The following is a 16,155-nucleotide window of genomic DNA, read 5'->3' on the forward strand; positions in this document are numbered from 1 at the left end:
TTATCTAAAAATATTAAAATAATTGATAATATTGTGTTTTGGATCATCCAAGCATTTTTCAATGTAATCTATTTTCATTTCTTGTAGGATACTTGGATTCTCGCTTATCAGAAAGTGTGAATAGTCATCTTTAGCAATTTTTGTTTGTAAAGATGATATCTCTTGCTGAGATATTTTAAATTTTGGACGAAAATATTGGGTTATTTTTATATTATCTTTTGTATAGATTGCAGTAATGAAATTGGCTGAATATTGGCAATAATTTTTTATATTGTTTTTAGTTGGTTTAATTTTTCTTAATTCAATATCATGTTCGGCTTGGTTTTCCTCAACCACTCTTTTGAGTTGCATATGATACTGTAATTTATAATTTTCGTTCAGATAAAAACTTAACACACAAGAAGATTGGTTATTATCACCTCTACATTTTAGAATGCCGTGTTTAGTGATGTAGTTATCGAAGTTCTTATCACCAATAAACTGAAGTAATTGATTTTTAGCATTAACAACATAAGGATTGTTAATCTCAGTTTGTTGCTTTAATTGAGATAGTTGCTCTGTTTCGGAAATTGGTTCATTATTTTTTAAAGGTAAATTTTTTTTTGCACAACTTGTGACAAGAATAGAAACAAAGGTGCATATAAGGATATTACTTATTTTCATTTATCAAATTCCATGAGCATATTCTTTAGGTTAATTTTAAAGCTAGCAACTTTGCCACTAATTTATTTAGTTACGTGAATAGTAACAACAGCCACTTATAACAATTTCTGCTGTAGCGCGAAATTATATACTCTTATTGATTTAAAAACACTAGCAGATTGAATTAAATTTATAAAAAGCAAACACTAAATATAATCAATTTTATTTAATGTTTGCATATTTTTTTATTATCAACTGTAAATACAGATTCATGAGCAATTGAAGGGGTAAATTTACCTTTTGCTTTTAAAAAAGCGATCAGTTGCTCTGCATTCATATTGGTTTTTGAACAAGTATGAAATATGGCATTTTCCCCAAACTTTTCTTTGATAGCATCAAGCAAAGAAGATTTAGTGTAATTGTTTCCATTCATCATATGCAATACTTCATGTCCATGAATTGACATTATAACCTCCCTGAATTATTGTTCATATAAATGATTAATTCATCATTTACAGTCTCGAAAGATAGCAGATATTCTTAATAAGAAAAAGATGTTTAATATTAAAAATATCATAAAGTTTTGATTATCCCCTGATATATATCAGGGGGAGATAACAGTAAAAAGGCTGTAAATTCAAGTAAGAATAATCTTTCTTTTATTCTTTAATCATTGGTTAATTTTGTAATAATTGATTGATTTTCGTTTTTAATCTGGTGAATAACGACAGAGATAGTATCAGCAAGTTTATAGCAAACTTCATCTTTAATTTTGATGATACCTTCATCGGGTAAAGGAGTAATTTCGTCCTTGACTGGATGAAACATTGACAATGGTACAAATGCAAAAGCGCCTATATCGCATAAACGAACTCGAGCCCCGCCACGATTGATATCGATAATTTCAGCGGAGAAACTTTTACCTATTTTATCAGATAAGTATTGAGCATAAAGATTTTCTGCCATATCACGTTCTGCATAGCGTAATGTTTTGCGTCTTTCATTCATGTTTTTTAATTGATCTTTATCGGGTGCGATTAATTCTTGTGATCGGATAAATGCTTTGATTAATCGATGGTTGACCATATCACCATATTTACGTATTGGTGAAGTCCATGTTGCATAGGCATCAAATCCCAAGCCAAAATGTGGTTTAGGTTCAGTTGAAAAATCAGCAGGGCTTTGGAACTTGCGAAGTTTTGTGGACAAAAATGGAGTGTTGTCGATTATACGACGCAACTTTACGTAACCATCGAAAGATAATAATGATTCTTTATCAAACTCAGTGATTCCGTTGTCATTTAAAAAAGTCACTACTTGTTCAATATATTTATTATCAAAACCTGAATGAATATTAAAAATTCCAAAACCAATTTTATTTTTTAATTGCAATGTTAAAGCTTGGTTAGCTAAAACCATGACTTCTTCTACTATTTGATTTGCAATCCGACGAGACTCTTTAATTATTGATTTAACTTGGCGATTTTCATCAAGTTCAAAACGATAATCTCCATTATCTTTAAAAACTAATGCATGATTTTGCCGCCATGTCATACGAATTTTTGCTAAGTCAGCTAAATGTTTAAGTTGCTGTTTAATAATTGGATTGTTAGTTTCTAAATCTTCATTATTTTCTAAAAAATTAGAAACATTGTTATAAGTTAATTTAGCTTTTGATTCAATCCAAGCTGGTATAAAAGTGATCTCATCGCTATTAATATTGCCCGTTTCGTCAATACTCATTTTACATATCATTGCTGGACGTTTTTGATGTGCTTTTAATGAACATAAATCATTGGCAAGCTCTTTGGGTAGCATAGGGATATTAAAATCAGGCAAATAAGTGGTAAAATTTCTGATTTTGGCAATACGATCAAGTTCGCTATCTTGTAATACATAAGCGGTCGGATCGGCAATGGCAACCATCAATTGATAATCGCCTTGTTCACCTTTTGATATCGCAATAGCATCATCCATATCTTCTGTATCTTCGCTATCGATGGTGAAAAAGTTAACATCGGTTAAATCTTGACGGTTATCAAGTTCAGTACCGTTAATTGATAATGAACCGAACTGTGGGGCGTGAGTTTCTAAATCGTAGCGCGCTAACGTTTTTAGCCAAAGTTGATAAGGTGAATTGCTTTCAGCAACAAAACGAACAATTTCGGCAAGAAATTGATTCCGTTCTTCTTGCAAAGGGTGAGAAACGAGCGTTGCCACAACCCAATCGCCTTCTTTTAGTTTTTCGCTAACTTGCTTGTTTATTTTGCAACGAATGGCTAGATTAGTTGACATATTTTCAGGATAAATAACCATTGCACGATCTTGAAAGCCTATTTTGCCAATAAATTTTTGCAATGCACTTTCAATTAATAATTCAGGCTCAAAAGACTCTTTATCGTTATTACTTATTACTGTCCCTGATACCTTATCACCATTGCAAACTCTTTTCATTTTAGCAATTTGGATGAAATAACTTTTTTTATTATCAACATCTAAAAAACCAAATCCTTTTTCATGAGCTCTAATAGTGCCTTCAACGCGTGGTGTTTGTTCATGGAGTTCTTGTTTTAATTGTGCGAGTAGAGGGTTATTTTGAAACATATGGCCTAACACTAGTTAAAAAGTTGGTGTTAAATTCTATCATATTTATGCAAATTGTGGTTATTGAATTAATCGGTGATGGTATTGAAAATAGACGTATAATAATGCCACTTAAAATAATTGGTCGAATTAAAGTATGAAATTAAACTATAAATTACAGGGTGATGGACAGCCGATAGTGTTTTTACATGGGGTATTTGGGAGTTTAGATAATTTAAATATGTTAGCGAAGGATTTTGTGCAGTATTATCAAACCGTGCAAGTTGATCTGCGTAATCATGGGCATTCCCCTTGGTCTGATAAGATAACTTATCAAACTATGGCTGAAGATGTGGCTGAACTTTGTTATAATTTACAATTAAAAGATATAATATTAGTTGGCCACTCAATGGGTGGGAAAGTTGCTTTGCAATTATCGCAAATGCTTTCAGATTCTATCCAAAAGATTGTTGCTATCGATATTGCGCCTATAAAATATCACCGTTCGGGCAATGCCTCTATTTTAAGAGTGTTAATGTATTGCCTTAGTAACCAAATTACCGATAAAAAGCAGATCATCAATTTAATGGAACAAGTAGGTATTAACATGCCAACCATTCTCTTTTTACTAAAATCGTTTAAGAATGATAAATGGTTATTTAATATTGAAGCAATTAATTCACAATATGGTCATATTTGCGATTGGCAAAATATTTCACCTTGGTTAAAACCCACGTTATTTATTCGGGGAGATAACTCTTCTTATATTAAAAATGAAGCTTATCCAGCGATTTTCGAACAATTTCCTAATGCAAAAATTGAAGTAGTTGAAGGTGCTGGGCATAATGTTCACGTTGAAAAAACGCCACAAGTTTTGCAACTTCTACATAACTGGATAGAGGAATGAATGGTATTTAACTTGTAAATATTTAGAGTGAATTACAAAATAACCGTTGCTGCTCGGCAATTTGTTTGTTAGGTGTATTAACCGTTATAACAACCATTTTACACTGGGCATTATAAGTTTTACTGGTAAGCTTATAGTGCCAACCAGAAGGAATAATTTGACTTGTAGTATAAGGGTAACTATCAAGTAGCTGAAAAGCAATTTTGTTGGCACGTAAGTAGTTTGTAAAGTAATGATGCTTATCAAACAAAGCTTGTTGATAGTTAATAAATCCTAACATAATAATTGAAAATAACAGCGTTGCTATCATAACTTCAATCAAACTAAAACCAGCTACTTTTTTCTCTTTTTTATTCACAATAAATTGCCTTTTTTTCAGGACAATAATCGAGCCAATGACCTTTTTCAACAATCAATCGATTGTTATCAAAATGTGTAAGTGTATATAAATAGAAGTCTTTGGCTTCTCCCCTTACTAATACGTAATTATCAATTTTTAATAAAGATTTTTTTATGCATGCTTTTAAATGATAATTGGGATCAGTCATACAATACCAATTGGTTTTAGGGGGTTGCCAATTTTGGGTTATTGCCCACGTTAAAGATGAACTAGCTTGATTAAATTTTTGATAGTATTGACTTTCCATTAAGATAGCTTTTTGCCATGAGAGAATAAGTAAATTAAAACTAATTAATAACGACAAGCCCATGACCATCAAAATAATCACCATTAAAACAGTGCTAAATCCAGAGGAGGTATAAATTTGTTTAAAATTGGTTTTCATTTTTGATGATTTCTGTTGTGTGATAGTTGATCTTCTTATTTTTTCTTAATTCGGCTGTAACAGATAGACTAATGGCATTAGGTAGTTGTTTTATTGTAAAATCGGTCACTTTGATTTCGTTTGAATCGTATAATTTTTCCCATTTGCCACCAAAACAATCTATTGATCCTGTTCTATAGGCTATGTTGTTTTCTTTATAACGATATGTAAAAACATCAGACTCTGTAGGATTGAACTTATTCCAAACCCAAGAGTTTCGGATTTCACTATCGTAACGAAGGACAATACATTTTCTCTGAACGTCGATTTTAATAGCTTTAGCTGTCATTTTATTTGGGTCATTAGCAATAAAACCTGCTCTTTTTATGTCTTTTTTCATACCAGCCAATCCAAGTTCAATAGCCTGTTGTAAACGTGTTTTTTGATAATTTTGTATGATTCTTGTTTGCAATTGAATGTAAAATGAGGCCATACTCATAAAAATTAAACTTGATAATATCATGCTAATAAGTAATTCAAGTAAGGAATATCCAGACGTTTTTAACATGGTGGTAGACCTGTTATATAGCTGTTTTCCGCACAGAATCGAATACGTCCAAGCAAAGAAATAAAAATCCTACTGGTACCTGTTTTATTTTTTAACTGAAAAGACATTGTTTGTGCTAAGTTGCGTCGACCTAAAATCAAAGCACTTTTATTGTTTGATAATTGACTAATTTCAACAGAATTATCAGGTTTGATAAAATAAAGTACTCCGTCACTACACGAGGTGGTTTTCTCATCATTAGTAATTGCAATGCACCAAGGTGATGTAAATTGATGAATAATATAGTTTTTGTTTTCACTTGATGCTTTTATTTGAACTTCATACAAAAAATAAGCTAGTTGTTTGGTTGTATAAGCTAATTCATTACGTAGCTGTTGCTCTTTCCAATGCTCAATTCCTATAGTAGTTAAAATAGCACTAATACAGATGGTTATTAACAATTCTAATAATGAAAATCCCCAATTTAGCATAATATTGTCTTTTTTAAAGATCGCGATAAGACTAGTATATTTTTGAATAAAATAACCAGTTATTTACTGCTCTTAATTTGTGACATGTTATCCAAATAAATTGTACTTTTTTATTTCGGATAAAATTCCGATAGAAATTAGTGCATATTTTTTAGGTAGATTGTTTATTTTCGTTATATCTTTTTTATTTGGTGTTTTTTTTGTTTTTACTGATAACACGAATCATCATAAAAAAGGGTAGAGAAGTATTGATTTAGATGATCTGATTAAACCACTTAAAAAGCGAGGAAGATTATATTATACTGTCCATCTAATTATTATTTGCTAACGGACTATAAATTAAAGGAAACTTGAGATGCAACAATTACAAACTATTATTGAATCAGCATTTGAGCGTCGTGCTGAAATTACGCCGACAAATGTTGATACAGATACACGTGATGCGATTAACCGTTGTATTGCTTTATTAGATAGCGGTAAAATGCGCGTCGCAGAAAAAATCAATGGTGATTGGGTAACTCATCAATGGTTAAAAAAGGCCGTTTTGCTCTCTTTCCGTATTAACGAAAACCAACTGATTGATGGCGGTCCGACTAACTATTATGACAAAGTGCCATTAAAATTTGCTGAATATGATCAAGCAAGATTCCAGCAAGAAGGTTTCCGTGTTGTTCCATCTGCTATTGCTCGCAAAGGTGCCTATGTTGCTCGAAATACAGTATTAATGCCATCTTATGTCAATATCGGTGCTTACGTTGATGAAGGAACGATGGTTGATACATGGGTGACGGTTGGTTCTTGTGCGCAAATTGGTAAAAATGTTCATTTATCGGGTGGTGTTGGTATTGGTGGTGTTTTAGAACCGTTACAAGCTAACCCAACCATTATTGAAGATAACTGTTTTATTGGTGCACGTAGCGAAATTGTTGAAGGCGTTATTGTTGAAGAAGGTAGCGTAATTTCAATGGGTGTATTTATTGGTCAAAGTACTAAAATATATGACCGTGCAACTGGTGAAATTCACTATGGACGTGTACCGGCTGGTTCAGTAGTTGTTTCTGGCAACTTACCGACAAAAGATGGTAAATATAGTCTTTATTGTGCAGTTATTGTGAAAAAAGTTGATGCTAAAACTTTAGGTAAAGTAGGTATTAATGAATTGCTTCGTACTATCGATTAATTCACACTTATATTTTAAAGTCGCCTAAATTATTGTTAGGCGACGTATTCCATTTATTATTAACTAGATAATTTTATTTTTATAACCCTTAGAAGAGGATAATTTATGCCTTCCTTTGATATCGTTTCAGAAATTCAAATGCCCGAAGTTAAAAATGGTGTTGAAAATGCCACTCGTGAGTTAACTACTCGTTGGGATTTTAAAAATGTTGAAGCATCGTTTGAATTAAATGAAAAAAATGAAACGATTAAAGCAACAAGCCAATCAGATTTCCAAGTACAACAATTACTCGATATCCTGCGTGATAAGCTTGCTAAACGTGGTATTGATGGTGGTGCACTTGAAATCCCTGAAGAAATGGAACACAGCGGTAAGCTTTATAGCATCACGGTTAAACTTAAGCAGGGTATTGATAAAGAGTTAGCTAAAAAAATTGTAAAAGCGATCAAAGACAGCAAAATTAAAGTGCAAGCTCAAGTTCAAGGTGAACAAGTTCGTGTTACAGGTAAATCACGTGATGATTTACAAGCCACTATGGCGCTAGTTAAAAAAGGTGAATTTGGTCAACCGTTTCAATTTACCAATTTTAGAGACTAATATACTATTAATTTGATATTGCTAACTAATATCAGCGATTTTACTCCTTAAACTTTGTAAAAAACTTTCAGAAAAGATAGCGTTTGAATAAGGGATACAATAACTATCAATTTGTTTAGAATTGAATGTAAATAGCTAAAGAACAAAATTTTTCAAGAACCAGTTATGCTATTTACTTGGTTATCCTCTTAATTATAACAATATTTATTATAATGAAAAAATAGCTATATTTTTATTTTTTCTGGGTATTCGTTTGCACGAGAATCTTTTAGTGAAATAGAGGAAATAAAGAAAGTTTTTATTGATAATTTATTATCAAAAATGACTCTTCGAGAAAAAGCAGTACAATTGTGCTTAATTAATGTTAATGGCGATCTAACGTTAAATAAAATGCTTGAGCAAATCGAAGCAGGTGAAATTGGTGGTATTTTTGACACTATTATCGATCCTCCTCTTTCTCAAATGCAGGAACGTGCTTTAAAATCTCCTAATAAAATTCCTCTATTTTGGTTTTTTGATAATATCACTTTTAAACCTCACACTAAGAGGCAAGTAAAGTTTGTGATTAAATATGATATGCTAAAATTCTGGATCTTTTAGATTGCTTGATTAATCGTTTTCTAATTTTCTCCGACTGTTGTCGGCTGTTTTGATTATGTGGTCAAAATTATGTTTGAATTGGATCTTGTTCTACAGCTTCTTCAACAAATGTGTGTTTATTTAGTTATTGCTTATTTACTGAGTAAAACACCGATCGTTATTCCTCTAATGAAAGTGACAATTCATTTACCTCACAAATTGGTATGTTATTTTATATTTTCGTTATTTTGTATTATGGGAAGCTATTTTGGTCTACATATTGAAGACACTATTGCCAATACACGGGCAATTGGGGTTATTTTGGGTGGTTTACTAGGTGGGCCACTAGTCGGTTTTTTAGTGGGAATTACAGGAGGACTTCATCGTTATACCTTAGGAGGAATTACCGCTGAAAGCTGTATGCTATCAACCATTTTAATTGGATTGCTTAGTGGATTATTTCATTATTTTCTGATGAAAAAGGGCAGAGTAGATCTTATTTATAATCCTCTTTTAGTGGGTGTATTAGGTTTGTTAGTTGAATCGCTCGAAATGATCTTGGTGCTATTAATATCACGACCTTTTGATGTGGTGTTGCATGCAGTTAGGAGTATTGCTGCGCCAATGATTGTAGCAAATAGTATTGGTGCAGCGATGTTTATGCGGATTTTACTTGATAGGCGGGCAATATTTGAGCGCTATACTTCAGCCTTTTCGGCTAAGGCATTAAAAATCGCTGTTAGTACTGAAGGTTTGCTTCGGGATGGTTTTAATCAACAAAATAGTACTAAAGTGGCTGAAATCATTTATCAAGAACTTGATATTGGCGCTGTTTCAATTACCGATCGAGAAAAAATACTCGCTTTTATTGGTATTGGTGATGATCACCATTTACCAGGAACTCTAATAACCTCAAATAATACCTTAGAAGCAATCGAAAAAAATGAAGTTCAATATCTTGATGGAGTTCATCAACCTTACCAATGCTCAATAAATAAAAATTGCCGTTTAGGTTCAACGCTGGTCATTCCGCTTAGAGGGGAAAACAATACTGTCGTGGGGACGATTAAGCTTTATGAGGCAAAAAATACGTTATTTAGCACAATAAATCGAACTCTTGGCGAAGGTATTGCTAGCTTATTATCTGCACAAATTCTGGCTGGACAAAATGAGCATTATAAGCAGTTGTTATCTAAAACCGAAATTAAATTACTACATGCACAAGTCAATCCTCACTTCTTATTTAATGCCTTAAATACATTATTGGCTGTTATTCGTCGTGATAAAACACAGGCTTCACAGTTAGTGCAAAACCTTTCTATTTTTTTCCGAAAAAATTTAAAACGGACCGAAGAAATTGTTACACTAAAAGATGAAATAGAACACGTTAATGCTTATTTGCAAATCGAGAAAATGCGGTTTACGGATCAGTTGACTATCAACATCGACATTCCCACTGAATTAGAATATGCAAAATTACCAGCTTTTACATTACAACCTATTGTTGAAAATGCTATTAAACACGGAATATCTCAATTAATAGGTAACGGCAATGTAACAATTAGTGCTTATAAACTGGAGCAATCGCTAGTTTTAGAAGTGATTGACAATGCTGGCAATTACTGTGAACATAAAAAAGATACCAAAGGTTTGGGGCTTAATTTAGTTGATAAACGAATTAAAATCCGTTATGGCGAGGATTATGGTATAAAGATAGAGTGTGAAGCTGATGAGTACACCAAAGTGATGATAATGTTACCGTTATCAGAGGATATAACTACTTAATGTTAAACGTAATTATTGTTGATGATGAATTCCCTGCACGCGAAAATTTGCGCTGCTTGCTTGAAAGTGATCCTGAAATTTGTATTGTTGCTGAATGTAATAATGCAATGGAAGCGATTCGAGAGATTCATCGACATCAACCAGATGTAGTGTTTTTAGATATTCAAATGCCCAAAATAAATGGTATTGAAATGCTATCAATGCTAGATCATGAAACTATGCCAAGGATTGTATTTTTAACTGCTTATGGAGAGTTTGCGGTTAAAGCATTTGAAGAACAAGCATTTGATTATTTACTTAAGCCAGTTGAATCAGAAAGGCTAAACAAAACTCTATATCGTCTGCATAATCATTGTTTTTCTGGAAATATCAACCAATTAAAAGGTATTAATCAGAAACTGAATTATATTCCATGCATTGGGCATAACCGAATTTATTTATTAAATCTTGATGATGTATTTTATATTGCCTCTAAAATAACTGGAATTTTGGTATTTAATGAAACAAATCAAGAATATCTGACTGAACTAACATTAAAAACCCTTGAGAGTAAAACATGTTTAGTACGGTGTCATAGGCAATATCTGATTAATTTAAAAAAACTTAAAGAAATTCGTTTTAATCAAACTGGCGGTGTTGAAGTTATTCTAATTAATGATATTTCGGTGCCGGTTAGCCGTCGCTATTTAAAACCTCTTAAAGAGCTATTGGGTTTGTAGCTAACTAAAATACTCTTTTTACAAAGCCATTTTATTTACCGTTAACCTATCAATTATAACCATTCACTCTCTCAATTTAACCTGTAAACGAAATACTATTATCATTCTTAAAAGTAAAAAATTACTATACGCTTGAGCATAAAAAGACCTTTAGTTAGTGCTTATAATCTTAAAATTGTTAGAAGAATCGTATAGCGATAACAATAAAATGTCAGTTTTGCATTATCCTAAATTATAATTTTTTAACAATTTGTTATGGTTTTAAGTATCGATTAATTAATCTTACAAATCACAAAGAGAATCATTATGAATAATAAAATCTTTAAACATATTCCATGGTTTATCCTTGCTATAGTTGGTGCAATTTGTTTAGCAGTTATTGCATTACGGCGTGGTGAACACATTAGCGCACTTTGGATTGTTGCGGCAGCAGTTTCGATTTATCTAGTCGCTTATCGGTATTATAGTCTGTATATTGCCAAAAGAGTCATGCGGTTAGATCCAACTCGCGCCACGCCAGCGGTCATTAATAATGATGGTTTAAATTATGTCCCAACAAATAAATATGTATTATTTGGACACCATTTTGCCGCGATTGCTGGTGCAGGCCCATTAGTTGGTCCAGTACTTGCGGCACAAGTCGGTTATTTACCCGGCACACTTTGGTTACTTGCAGGCGTTGTTTTTGCAGGTGCGGTACAAGACTTTATGGTGTTGTTTTTATCTTCTCGTCGTAATGGCTCATCGCTAGGTGAAATGATCAAAGAAGAAATGGGAGTAATACCAGGAACTATTGCGCTATTTGGTTGTTTCTTGATCATGTTAATCATCTTAGCAGTATTAGCGTTAATTGTAGTCAAGGCCTTGGCAGAAAGCCCATGGGGAGTCTTTACAGTCTGTTCAACCGTTCCCATAGCTCTATTTATGGGAATTTATATGCGATTTATTAGACCAGGCCGAGTAGCAGAAGTATCAATTATTGGTATTGTGTTGCTTGTTTTATCTATCTGGTTTGGTGGTGTTATAGCGCATGATGCGTATTGGGGACCGGCTTTAACCTTTAAAGCAACAACTATTACTTATGTATTAGTTGGCTATGCACTAGTTTCGGCAATGTTACCTGTATGGCTAATTTTAGCGCCACGCGATTATTTAGCGACTTTCCTAAAAATAGGGGTCATTGTTGGTTTAGCAATTGGTATTGTTATTTTAAATCCAGATCTAAAAATGCCAGCAATTACACAATATGTTGATGGAACAGGGCCTGTTTGGAAAGGAACATTATTCCCATTCTTATTTATCACCATTGCTTGTGGCGCCGTTTCTGGCTTCCATGCTTTAATTTCATCAGGTACTACACCAAAATTACTTGCCAACGAAAACGACGCTCGTTTTATTGGTTATGGTGCAATGTTGATGGAATCGTTTGTTGCGATGATGGCTTTAGTTGCAGCGTCAATTATTGAGCCGGGTCTTTATTTTGCAATGAATACTCCACCAGCAGCATTAGGTATTACTATGCCAGATCTGCATAAACTTGGTACTGCAGATGCGCCAATGATTATGACTCAATTGCAAGATGTGACAGCACATGCTGCGGCAACAGTAAGTTCTTGGGGATTTGTTATTTCGCCAGATCAAATTATTCAAACCGCAAAAGATATTGGTGAGCCATCAGTGCTAAATCGTGCTGGCGGTGCACCAACATTAGCAGTAGGTATTGCGCATGTGTTCCATCAAATTTTACCTGGTGCAAATATGGGCTTTTGGTACCATTTTGGTATTTTGTTTGAAGCACTATTTATTTTAACAGCACTTGATGCAGGTACCCGATCTGGTCGCTTTATGTTGCAAGATTTATTGGGTAATTTTGTTCCATTCTTGAAAAAAACAGATTCCCTCATTGCAGGTTTTATTGGTACTTTAGGTTGTGTTGGCTTATGGGGCTATTTACTCTATCAAGGTGTTGTTGATCCATTAGGCGGTGTTAAGAGCTTATGGCCATTATTTGGCATCTCTAACCAAATGCTTGCTGCGGTTGCATTAGTTTTAGCGACAGTTGTATTAATCAAAATGAAACGTGCGCAATATGTTTGGGTAACTATAATACCAGCTATCTGGTTATTAATTTGTACAACATGGGCATTAGCATTGAAATTATTTAGTACTAATCCGCAATTAGAAGGTTTCTTCTATTTAGCGAATGAATACAATCGTCGCATTGCAGAAGGTAGTGATTTAACTGCACAACAAATTGATAATATGCACCACATTGTTATTAATAACTATACCAATGCTGGTTTAAGTATTTTATTCTTATTAGTTGTTTACGGTATTATCTTTTTTGGTATTAAGACGGCACTAAAAGTACGTAATAATAAACAAAGAACAGATAAAGAAACGGCTTACGTACCAATCCCTGAGGGTGGTGTAAAGACAACAATGTCACATTAAGCTATAGCATTTTAGTACCCTGAATTATAATCTGAAATTAATCAGCTATTTTATGCCCATCAATCTTAAACTGATTGTTGGGCATTTTTTAAGAAGTTATTGCTATAATTGTTGTATAAATACAATATGTGCTCATAAATTTTTCCTCCTAAATTGAAACTTAATATTTATTCATTATTATTTGAAATATAATTACTCGAAATTAGTAATAATCGATTTGAGTGATTTGTTACATAGGATAATGCTGTGCAAAATGATATTACTTTTTATCAACGTTTTAAGTCTGATATTTTAGCTGGTTTAAAAGTCATTACCATTCGAGATAAGAGTGAATCACATTTTAAAGTTGGTGATAAGCTTCGTGTTGGAACTTTTGAAACTGATGAGTATTTTTGTACAATTAAAATAGTTAACATTACACAAATTACATTTGATCAACTTACCGAAAACCATGCCCAACAAGAAAATATGACTTTGAGTGATTTGAAAAAAGTAATTTCTGACATATACCCCAATGAAAATCATTTTTTTGTAATTCATTTTTCGCTCTTATAATAAAAAAGACGCATTGTTAATGCGCCCTATTTATTTTTATAACTAGCAAAAAAAACTATTGATTTATAGGTAGCACATCTAAAATTAGACCATCCACAGCAATAATTTCAACACGCTGCCCAACATTAAGATCTTCAACGCATCTTGCCGACCATGTTCCATCTTTGATTTTTACTCGACCTGAGCCATTAACAATAGCATCTGTGACAACTGTTTTAATACCAATTAAATCTTGTTGTGGCTGATTGATTTCGCCTTTACTTGATTTATCTTTACCTTGCTTTTTGAGCCAAAGCCACCAAAGATAAGCAGATACAAGCGTTAGGATTGCGAATAAAATCCATAAAATTGGCCAAGAAAGAGGTAAAATCCAAGCAATTAAACCAACAATAATGGCAGCTATCCCACTCCAAAGCCCGTATCCGCCAGTACCAAGTAATTCTATAATCAGCAAAATACCGCCTAAAGCAATAAATACCCAATGGGGTGAACTATAGAAAACCATAAAAAAATCAGTCATTATTGATTACCTTTATAATACATTCAGTAAAAATCTTAAACATAGCGTTTATAGATTTTGTTAAAAAGTTTCAGGAAACACTATGTTTAAGTATAAAAATTGATTTTTTATTTCGTGTTTTTAATCAACTCAGCAATACCGCCAATACTACCCATTAAACTTGACGCATCAAGTGGCATCATAATCACTTTACTATTATCCGATGAACCAATTTGTTGTAATGCTTCAGTATATTTTTGGGCAACAAAGTAGTTAATAGCATTAATATTACCTGCAGCAATAGCATCGGATACCATTTGAGTTGCTCTTGCTTCTGCCTCGGCAGCACGTTCACGCGCTTCGGCTTGTAAAAAGGCAGATTGTCTTTCACCTTCTGCTTTTAAAATTTCAGATTGTTTTTCACCTTCAGAGCGTAAAATCGCTGCTTGACGAACACCTTCTGCTTCAAGAATTTCGGCACGTTTATTACGTTCTGCTTTCATTTGCGCATTCATCGCAGCAATCAATTCTGCTGGTGGGCGAACATCTCGAATTTCGATACGGGTAATTTTGATTCCCCATGGACTTGTTGCCTCATCGACAATACTTAGTAACTTAGAGTTAATATGATCACGTTGTGATAACATTTCATCCAATTCCATGCTACCTAAAACAGTACGAATATTAGTCATCATTAAATTAATGACAGCACGCTCTAATTGATTTACTTGATATGCAGCCCTTGCCGCTTCTTGTACTTGGATAAAGCAAACAGCATCAATTTGCACATTAGCATTATCTTTTGAAATGACTTCTTGTGATGGAATATCGAGTACTTGCTCCATCATATTAATTTTACGACCAACACCATCCATAAACGGAATAATGATATTTAAACCGGGTTCAAGTGTATGGGTATATTTACCAAAACGTTCAATAGTATATTGATAACCTTGGGGAACAATTGTAATTGCCTTTAAGACAGTAATTAACGCAAGCAAAACAATAACACCAATGACGATATAAAATACAGGCATAGTTCAAAAATCCTTATAATTTTTTATAATAAAAATGAGTCAACCATTTTATAGATTATTAAATTTTTTGCCTAGTTATAATTCATATTATAGAAGTACATTGCCAGTATACTAACCTGCTTGTAATTTCAAATAATATTATAAAAATAAACAAATTTGGTTATTTGTTTAATGAAGACATTGTGTGTAGAGCAAGGCTAATTATTATGTTGATGGTGCTGAGTTAGAGGGCTTTGAAGCGATCTTTGATCATCTAATTATAATGGTCATATTGCTAGATTCAAAAATAATTTGAACTAGTTCCAAATGATATGAAAATAAGTTTGGGATGACTTTCAACAAAAAATTTAGATTTTTACCATAACTTATTGGTGAATTTTTAACTTAACGCTAAACTGTGTATTATTGCTACTGTCACAATTATTGGCAATAAGTTTAGCTAGCATAACTAAACTACAAAATATTAAAAATAATAAATATCCTCCTAAATCATGCTATTTAAACAGTCTGAAGTTTAGATATAACAATAAAACACAATAGGAATTAAAATGGAAAAAACGACGATTGATCAACAAATTGAACAGCTCAAAAAAATAACCCGAGAAGATGACATCGAAAAATATACAAATGCTCAGTTACAATTGGCTAAGATTTATTATTTAGATAAAAAAGATATCGAACAAGCAGAAGTTTGTTTATTAACGATTGACAAGCAGGCTAATCCTGAAGCCTATGCTTTAGCGCAATTGAATTTAGGCCAGATTTACCGAATTGATAAAAGAGATATTGAGACGGCCGAATTATATTATAACAAGG

The 16,155-nt window shown here is 32.8% G+C and carries 17 protein-coding genes and 1 pseudogene; 9 read left to right on the plus strand and 9 right to left on the minus strand.

All coding sequences use genetic code 11. The features are described from left to right. The 3 genes from ACGH49_RS08840 to ACGH49_RS08850 form a co-directional block, all read right to left on the minus strand. Positions 1 to 663: a hypothetical protein gene (locus ACGH49_RS08840; RefSeq protein ID WP_411589049.1), complete on the minus strand. Its 663-nt coding sequence runs from the start codon at positions 661 to 663 to the stop codon at positions 1 to 3. Between the two features lie 205 nt (positions 664 to 868). Continuing rightward, positions 869 to 1,111, minus strand: a complete 243-nt coding sequence (locus ACGH49_RS08845) for a YecH family metal-binding protein (RefSeq protein WP_141674009.1) — start codon at positions 1,109 to 1,111, stop codon at positions 869 to 871. 197 nt (positions 1,112 to 1,308) lie between these two features. Then, on the minus strand, positions 1,309 to 3,246 hold the full coding sequence (locus ACGH49_RS08850; protein WP_411589051.1) for an exoribonuclease II: 1,938 nt from the start codon (positions 3,244 to 3,246) through the stop codon (positions 1,309 to 1,311). 136 nt (positions 3,247 to 3,382) lie between these two features. Here ACGH49_RS08850 and ACGH49_RS08855 point away from each other — a divergent pair, with 136 nt between their 5' ends. Beyond that, positions 3,383 to 4,132, plus strand: a complete 750-nt coding sequence (locus ACGH49_RS08855) for an alpha/beta fold hydrolase (RefSeq protein WP_065606707.1) — start codon at positions 3,383 to 3,385, stop codon at positions 4,130 to 4,132. Between the two features lie 22 nt (positions 4,133 to 4,154). Here the strand turns inward: ACGH49_RS08855 and ACGH49_RS08860 are convergent, their stop codons facing one another. Genes ACGH49_RS08860 through ACGH49_RS08875 form a run of 4 tightly spaced genes read right to left on the minus strand, consistent with a single transcriptional unit; the run spans position 4,155 to position 5,934 of the window. Beyond that, the gene (locus ACGH49_RS08860) at positions 4,155 to 4,490 is read right to left on the minus strand and encodes a prepilin-type N-terminal cleavage/methylation domain-containing protein (RefSeq protein ID WP_065606709.1); all 336 of its coding nucleotides are present in this window, start codon (positions 4,488 to 4,490) and stop codon (positions 4,155 to 4,157) included. Next, the gene (locus ACGH49_RS08865; RefSeq protein ID WP_411589052.1) at positions 4,483 to 4,917 is read right to left on the minus strand and encodes a DUF2509 family protein; all 435 of its coding nucleotides are present in this window, start codon (positions 4,915 to 4,917) and stop codon (positions 4,483 to 4,485) included. The genes ACGH49_RS08860 and ACGH49_RS08865 overlap by 8 nt, the downstream gene beginning before the upstream one ends. After that, complete coding sequence (locus ACGH49_RS08870; RefSeq protein ID WP_065606712.1) at positions 4,901 to 5,464, minus strand: prepilin peptidase-dependent protein; 564 nt, start codon at positions 5,462 to 5,464, stop codon at positions 4,901 to 4,903. Before ACGH49_RS08870 ends, ACGH49_RS08865 begins: the two co-directional genes overlap by 17 nt. Beyond that, positions 5,458 to 5,934: a prepilin-type N-terminal cleavage/methylation domain-containing protein gene (locus ACGH49_RS08875; protein WP_411589053.1), complete on the minus strand. Its 477-nt coding sequence runs from the start codon at positions 5,932 to 5,934 to the stop codon at positions 5,458 to 5,460. The genes ACGH49_RS08870 and ACGH49_RS08875 overlap by 7 nt, the downstream gene beginning before the upstream one ends. A 355-nt stretch (positions 5,935 to 6,289) precedes the next feature. Between ACGH49_RS08875 and dapD the strand changes: the two genes are divergently transcribed. The 7 genes from dapD to yqfB all read left to right on the plus strand — a co-directional run bounded on the left by dapD (position 6,290) and on the right by yqfB (position 13,803). Beyond that, positions 6,290 to 7,114 carry a 2,3,4,5-tetrahydropyridine-2,6-dicarboxylate N-succinyltransferase gene (gene dapD, locus ACGH49_RS08880; RefSeq protein WP_065606715.1) on the plus strand — a complete coding sequence of 275 codons (825 nt, stop codon included), beginning with the start codon at positions 6,290 to 6,292 and terminating at the stop codon, positions 7,112 to 7,114. A 105-nt stretch (positions 7,115 to 7,219) separates the two neighbouring features. Then, positions 7,220 to 7,711: a YajQ family cyclic di-GMP-binding protein gene (locus tag ACGH49_RS08885; protein ID WP_065606717.1), complete on the plus strand. Its 492-nt coding sequence runs from the start codon at positions 7,220 to 7,222 to the stop codon at positions 7,709 to 7,711. Between the two features lie 321 nt (positions 7,712 to 8,032). Further along, the gene (locus tag ACGH49_RS08890; protein WP_411589054.1) at positions 8,033 to 8,311 is read left to right on the plus strand and encodes a hypothetical protein; all 279 of its coding nucleotides are present in this window, start codon (positions 8,033 to 8,035) and stop codon (positions 8,309 to 8,311) included. A gap of 69 nt (positions 8,312 to 8,380) precedes the next feature. Continuing rightward, a complete protein-coding gene (locus ACGH49_RS08895; RefSeq protein ID WP_411589055.1) occupies positions 8,381 to 10,075 on the plus strand; it encodes a LytS/YhcK type 5TM receptor domain-containing protein in 1,695 nt (564 codons plus the stop codon). Next, entirely contained in the window at positions 10,075 to 10,794 is a 720-nt protein-coding gene (gene btsR, locus ACGH49_RS08900) for a two-component system response regulator BtsR (RefSeq protein ID WP_411589056.1), read from the plus strand. Before ACGH49_RS08895 ends, btsR begins: the two co-directional genes overlap by 1 nt. Before the next feature lie 303 nt (positions 10,795 to 11,097). Continuing rightward, positions 11,098 to 13,248 carry a carbon starvation CstA family protein gene (locus ACGH49_RS08905; RefSeq protein WP_411589061.1) on the plus strand — a complete coding sequence of 717 codons (2,151 nt, stop codon included), beginning with the start codon at positions 11,098 to 11,100 and terminating at the stop codon, positions 13,246 to 13,248. A gap of 246 nt (positions 13,249 to 13,494) precedes the next feature. Beyond that, positions 13,495 to 13,803: a N(4)-acetylcytidine aminohydrolase gene (gene yqfB, locus ACGH49_RS08910; protein WP_034910676.1), complete on the plus strand. Its 309-nt coding sequence runs from the start codon at positions 13,495 to 13,497 to the stop codon at positions 13,801 to 13,803. Between the two features lie 55 nt (positions 13,804 to 13,858). Here the strand turns inward: yqfB and ACGH49_RS08915 are convergent, their stop codons facing one another. Together ACGH49_RS08915 and ACGH49_RS08920 are read right to left on the minus strand one after the other, a co-directional pair. Further along, complete coding sequence (locus ACGH49_RS08915) at positions 13,859 to 14,323, minus strand: NfeD family protein (RefSeq protein ID WP_065560179.1); 465 nt, start codon at positions 14,321 to 14,323, stop codon at positions 13,859 to 13,861. Between the two features lie 107 nt (positions 14,324 to 14,430). Beyond that, positions 14,431 to 15,339 carry an SPFH domain-containing protein gene (locus ACGH49_RS08920; RefSeq protein WP_034910684.1) on the minus strand — a complete coding sequence of 303 codons (909 nt, stop codon included), beginning with the start codon at positions 15,337 to 15,339 and terminating at the stop codon, positions 14,431 to 14,433. A 548-nt stretch (positions 15,340 to 15,887) separates the two neighbouring features. On the opposite strand from ACGH49_RS08920, the pseudogene ACGH49_RS08925 reads away from it, so the two are divergent. Then, positions 15,888 to 16,155 (plus strand): annotated as a pseudogene (locus ACGH49_RS08925) (hypothetical protein); the annotation flags it as partial.

The organism is Gilliamella sp. BG7, assembly GCF_046635565.1.
Classification (GTDB): Bacteria; Pseudomonadota; Gammaproteobacteria; order Enterobacterales; family Orbaceae; genus Gilliamella; species Gilliamella apicola_P.

Coding starts and splice junctions, on each gene's coding strand:
- ACGH49_RS08885 (WP_065606717.1), top strand. CDS start 7,220: ATGCCTTCCTTTGATATCGTTTCAGAAATTCAAATGCCCGAAGTTAAA.
- ACGH49_RS08855 (WP_065606707.1), top strand. CDS start 3,383: ATGAAATTAAACTATAAATTACAGGGTGATGGACAGCCGATAGTGTTT.
- ACGH49_RS08895 (WP_411589055.1), top strand. CDS start 8,381: ATGTTTGAATTGGATCTTGTTCTACAGCTTCTTCAACAAATGTGTGTT.
- ACGH49_RS08865 (WP_411589052.1), bottom strand. CDS start 4,917: ATGAAAACCAATTTTAAACAAATTTATACCTCCTCTGGATTTAGCACT.
- ACGH49_RS08840 (WP_411589049.1), bottom strand. CDS start 663: ATGAAAATAAGTAATATCCTTATATGCACCTTTGTTTCTATTCTTGTC.
- dapD (WP_065606715.1), top strand. CDS start 6,290: ATGCAACAATTACAAACTATTATTGAATCAGCATTTGAGCGTCGTGCT.
- ACGH49_RS08850 (WP_411589051.1), bottom strand. CDS start 3,246: ATGTTTCAAAATAACCCTCTACTCGCACAATTAAAACAAGAACTCCAT.
- ACGH49_RS08875 (WP_411589053.1), bottom strand. CDS start 5,934: ATGCTAAATTGGGGATTTTCATTATTAGAATTGTTAATAACCATCTGT.
- ACGH49_RS08890 (WP_411589054.1), top strand. CDS start 8,033: ATGACTCTTCGAGAAAAAGCAGTACAATTGTGCTTAATTAATGTTAAT.
- ACGH49_RS08915 (WP_065560179.1), bottom strand. CDS start 14,323: ATGACTGATTTTTTTATGGTTTTCTATAGTTCACCCCATTGGGTATTT.
- btsR (WP_411589056.1), top strand. CDS start 10,075: ATGTTAAACGTAATTATTGTTGATGATGAATTCCCTGCACGCGAAAAT.
- ACGH49_RS08870 (WP_065606712.1), bottom strand. CDS start 5,464: ATGTTAAAAACGTCTGGATATTCCTTACTTGAATTACTTATTAGCATG.
- ACGH49_RS08920 (WP_034910684.1), bottom strand. CDS start 15,339: ATGCCTGTATTTTATATCGTCATTGGTGTTATTGTTTTGCTTGCGTTA.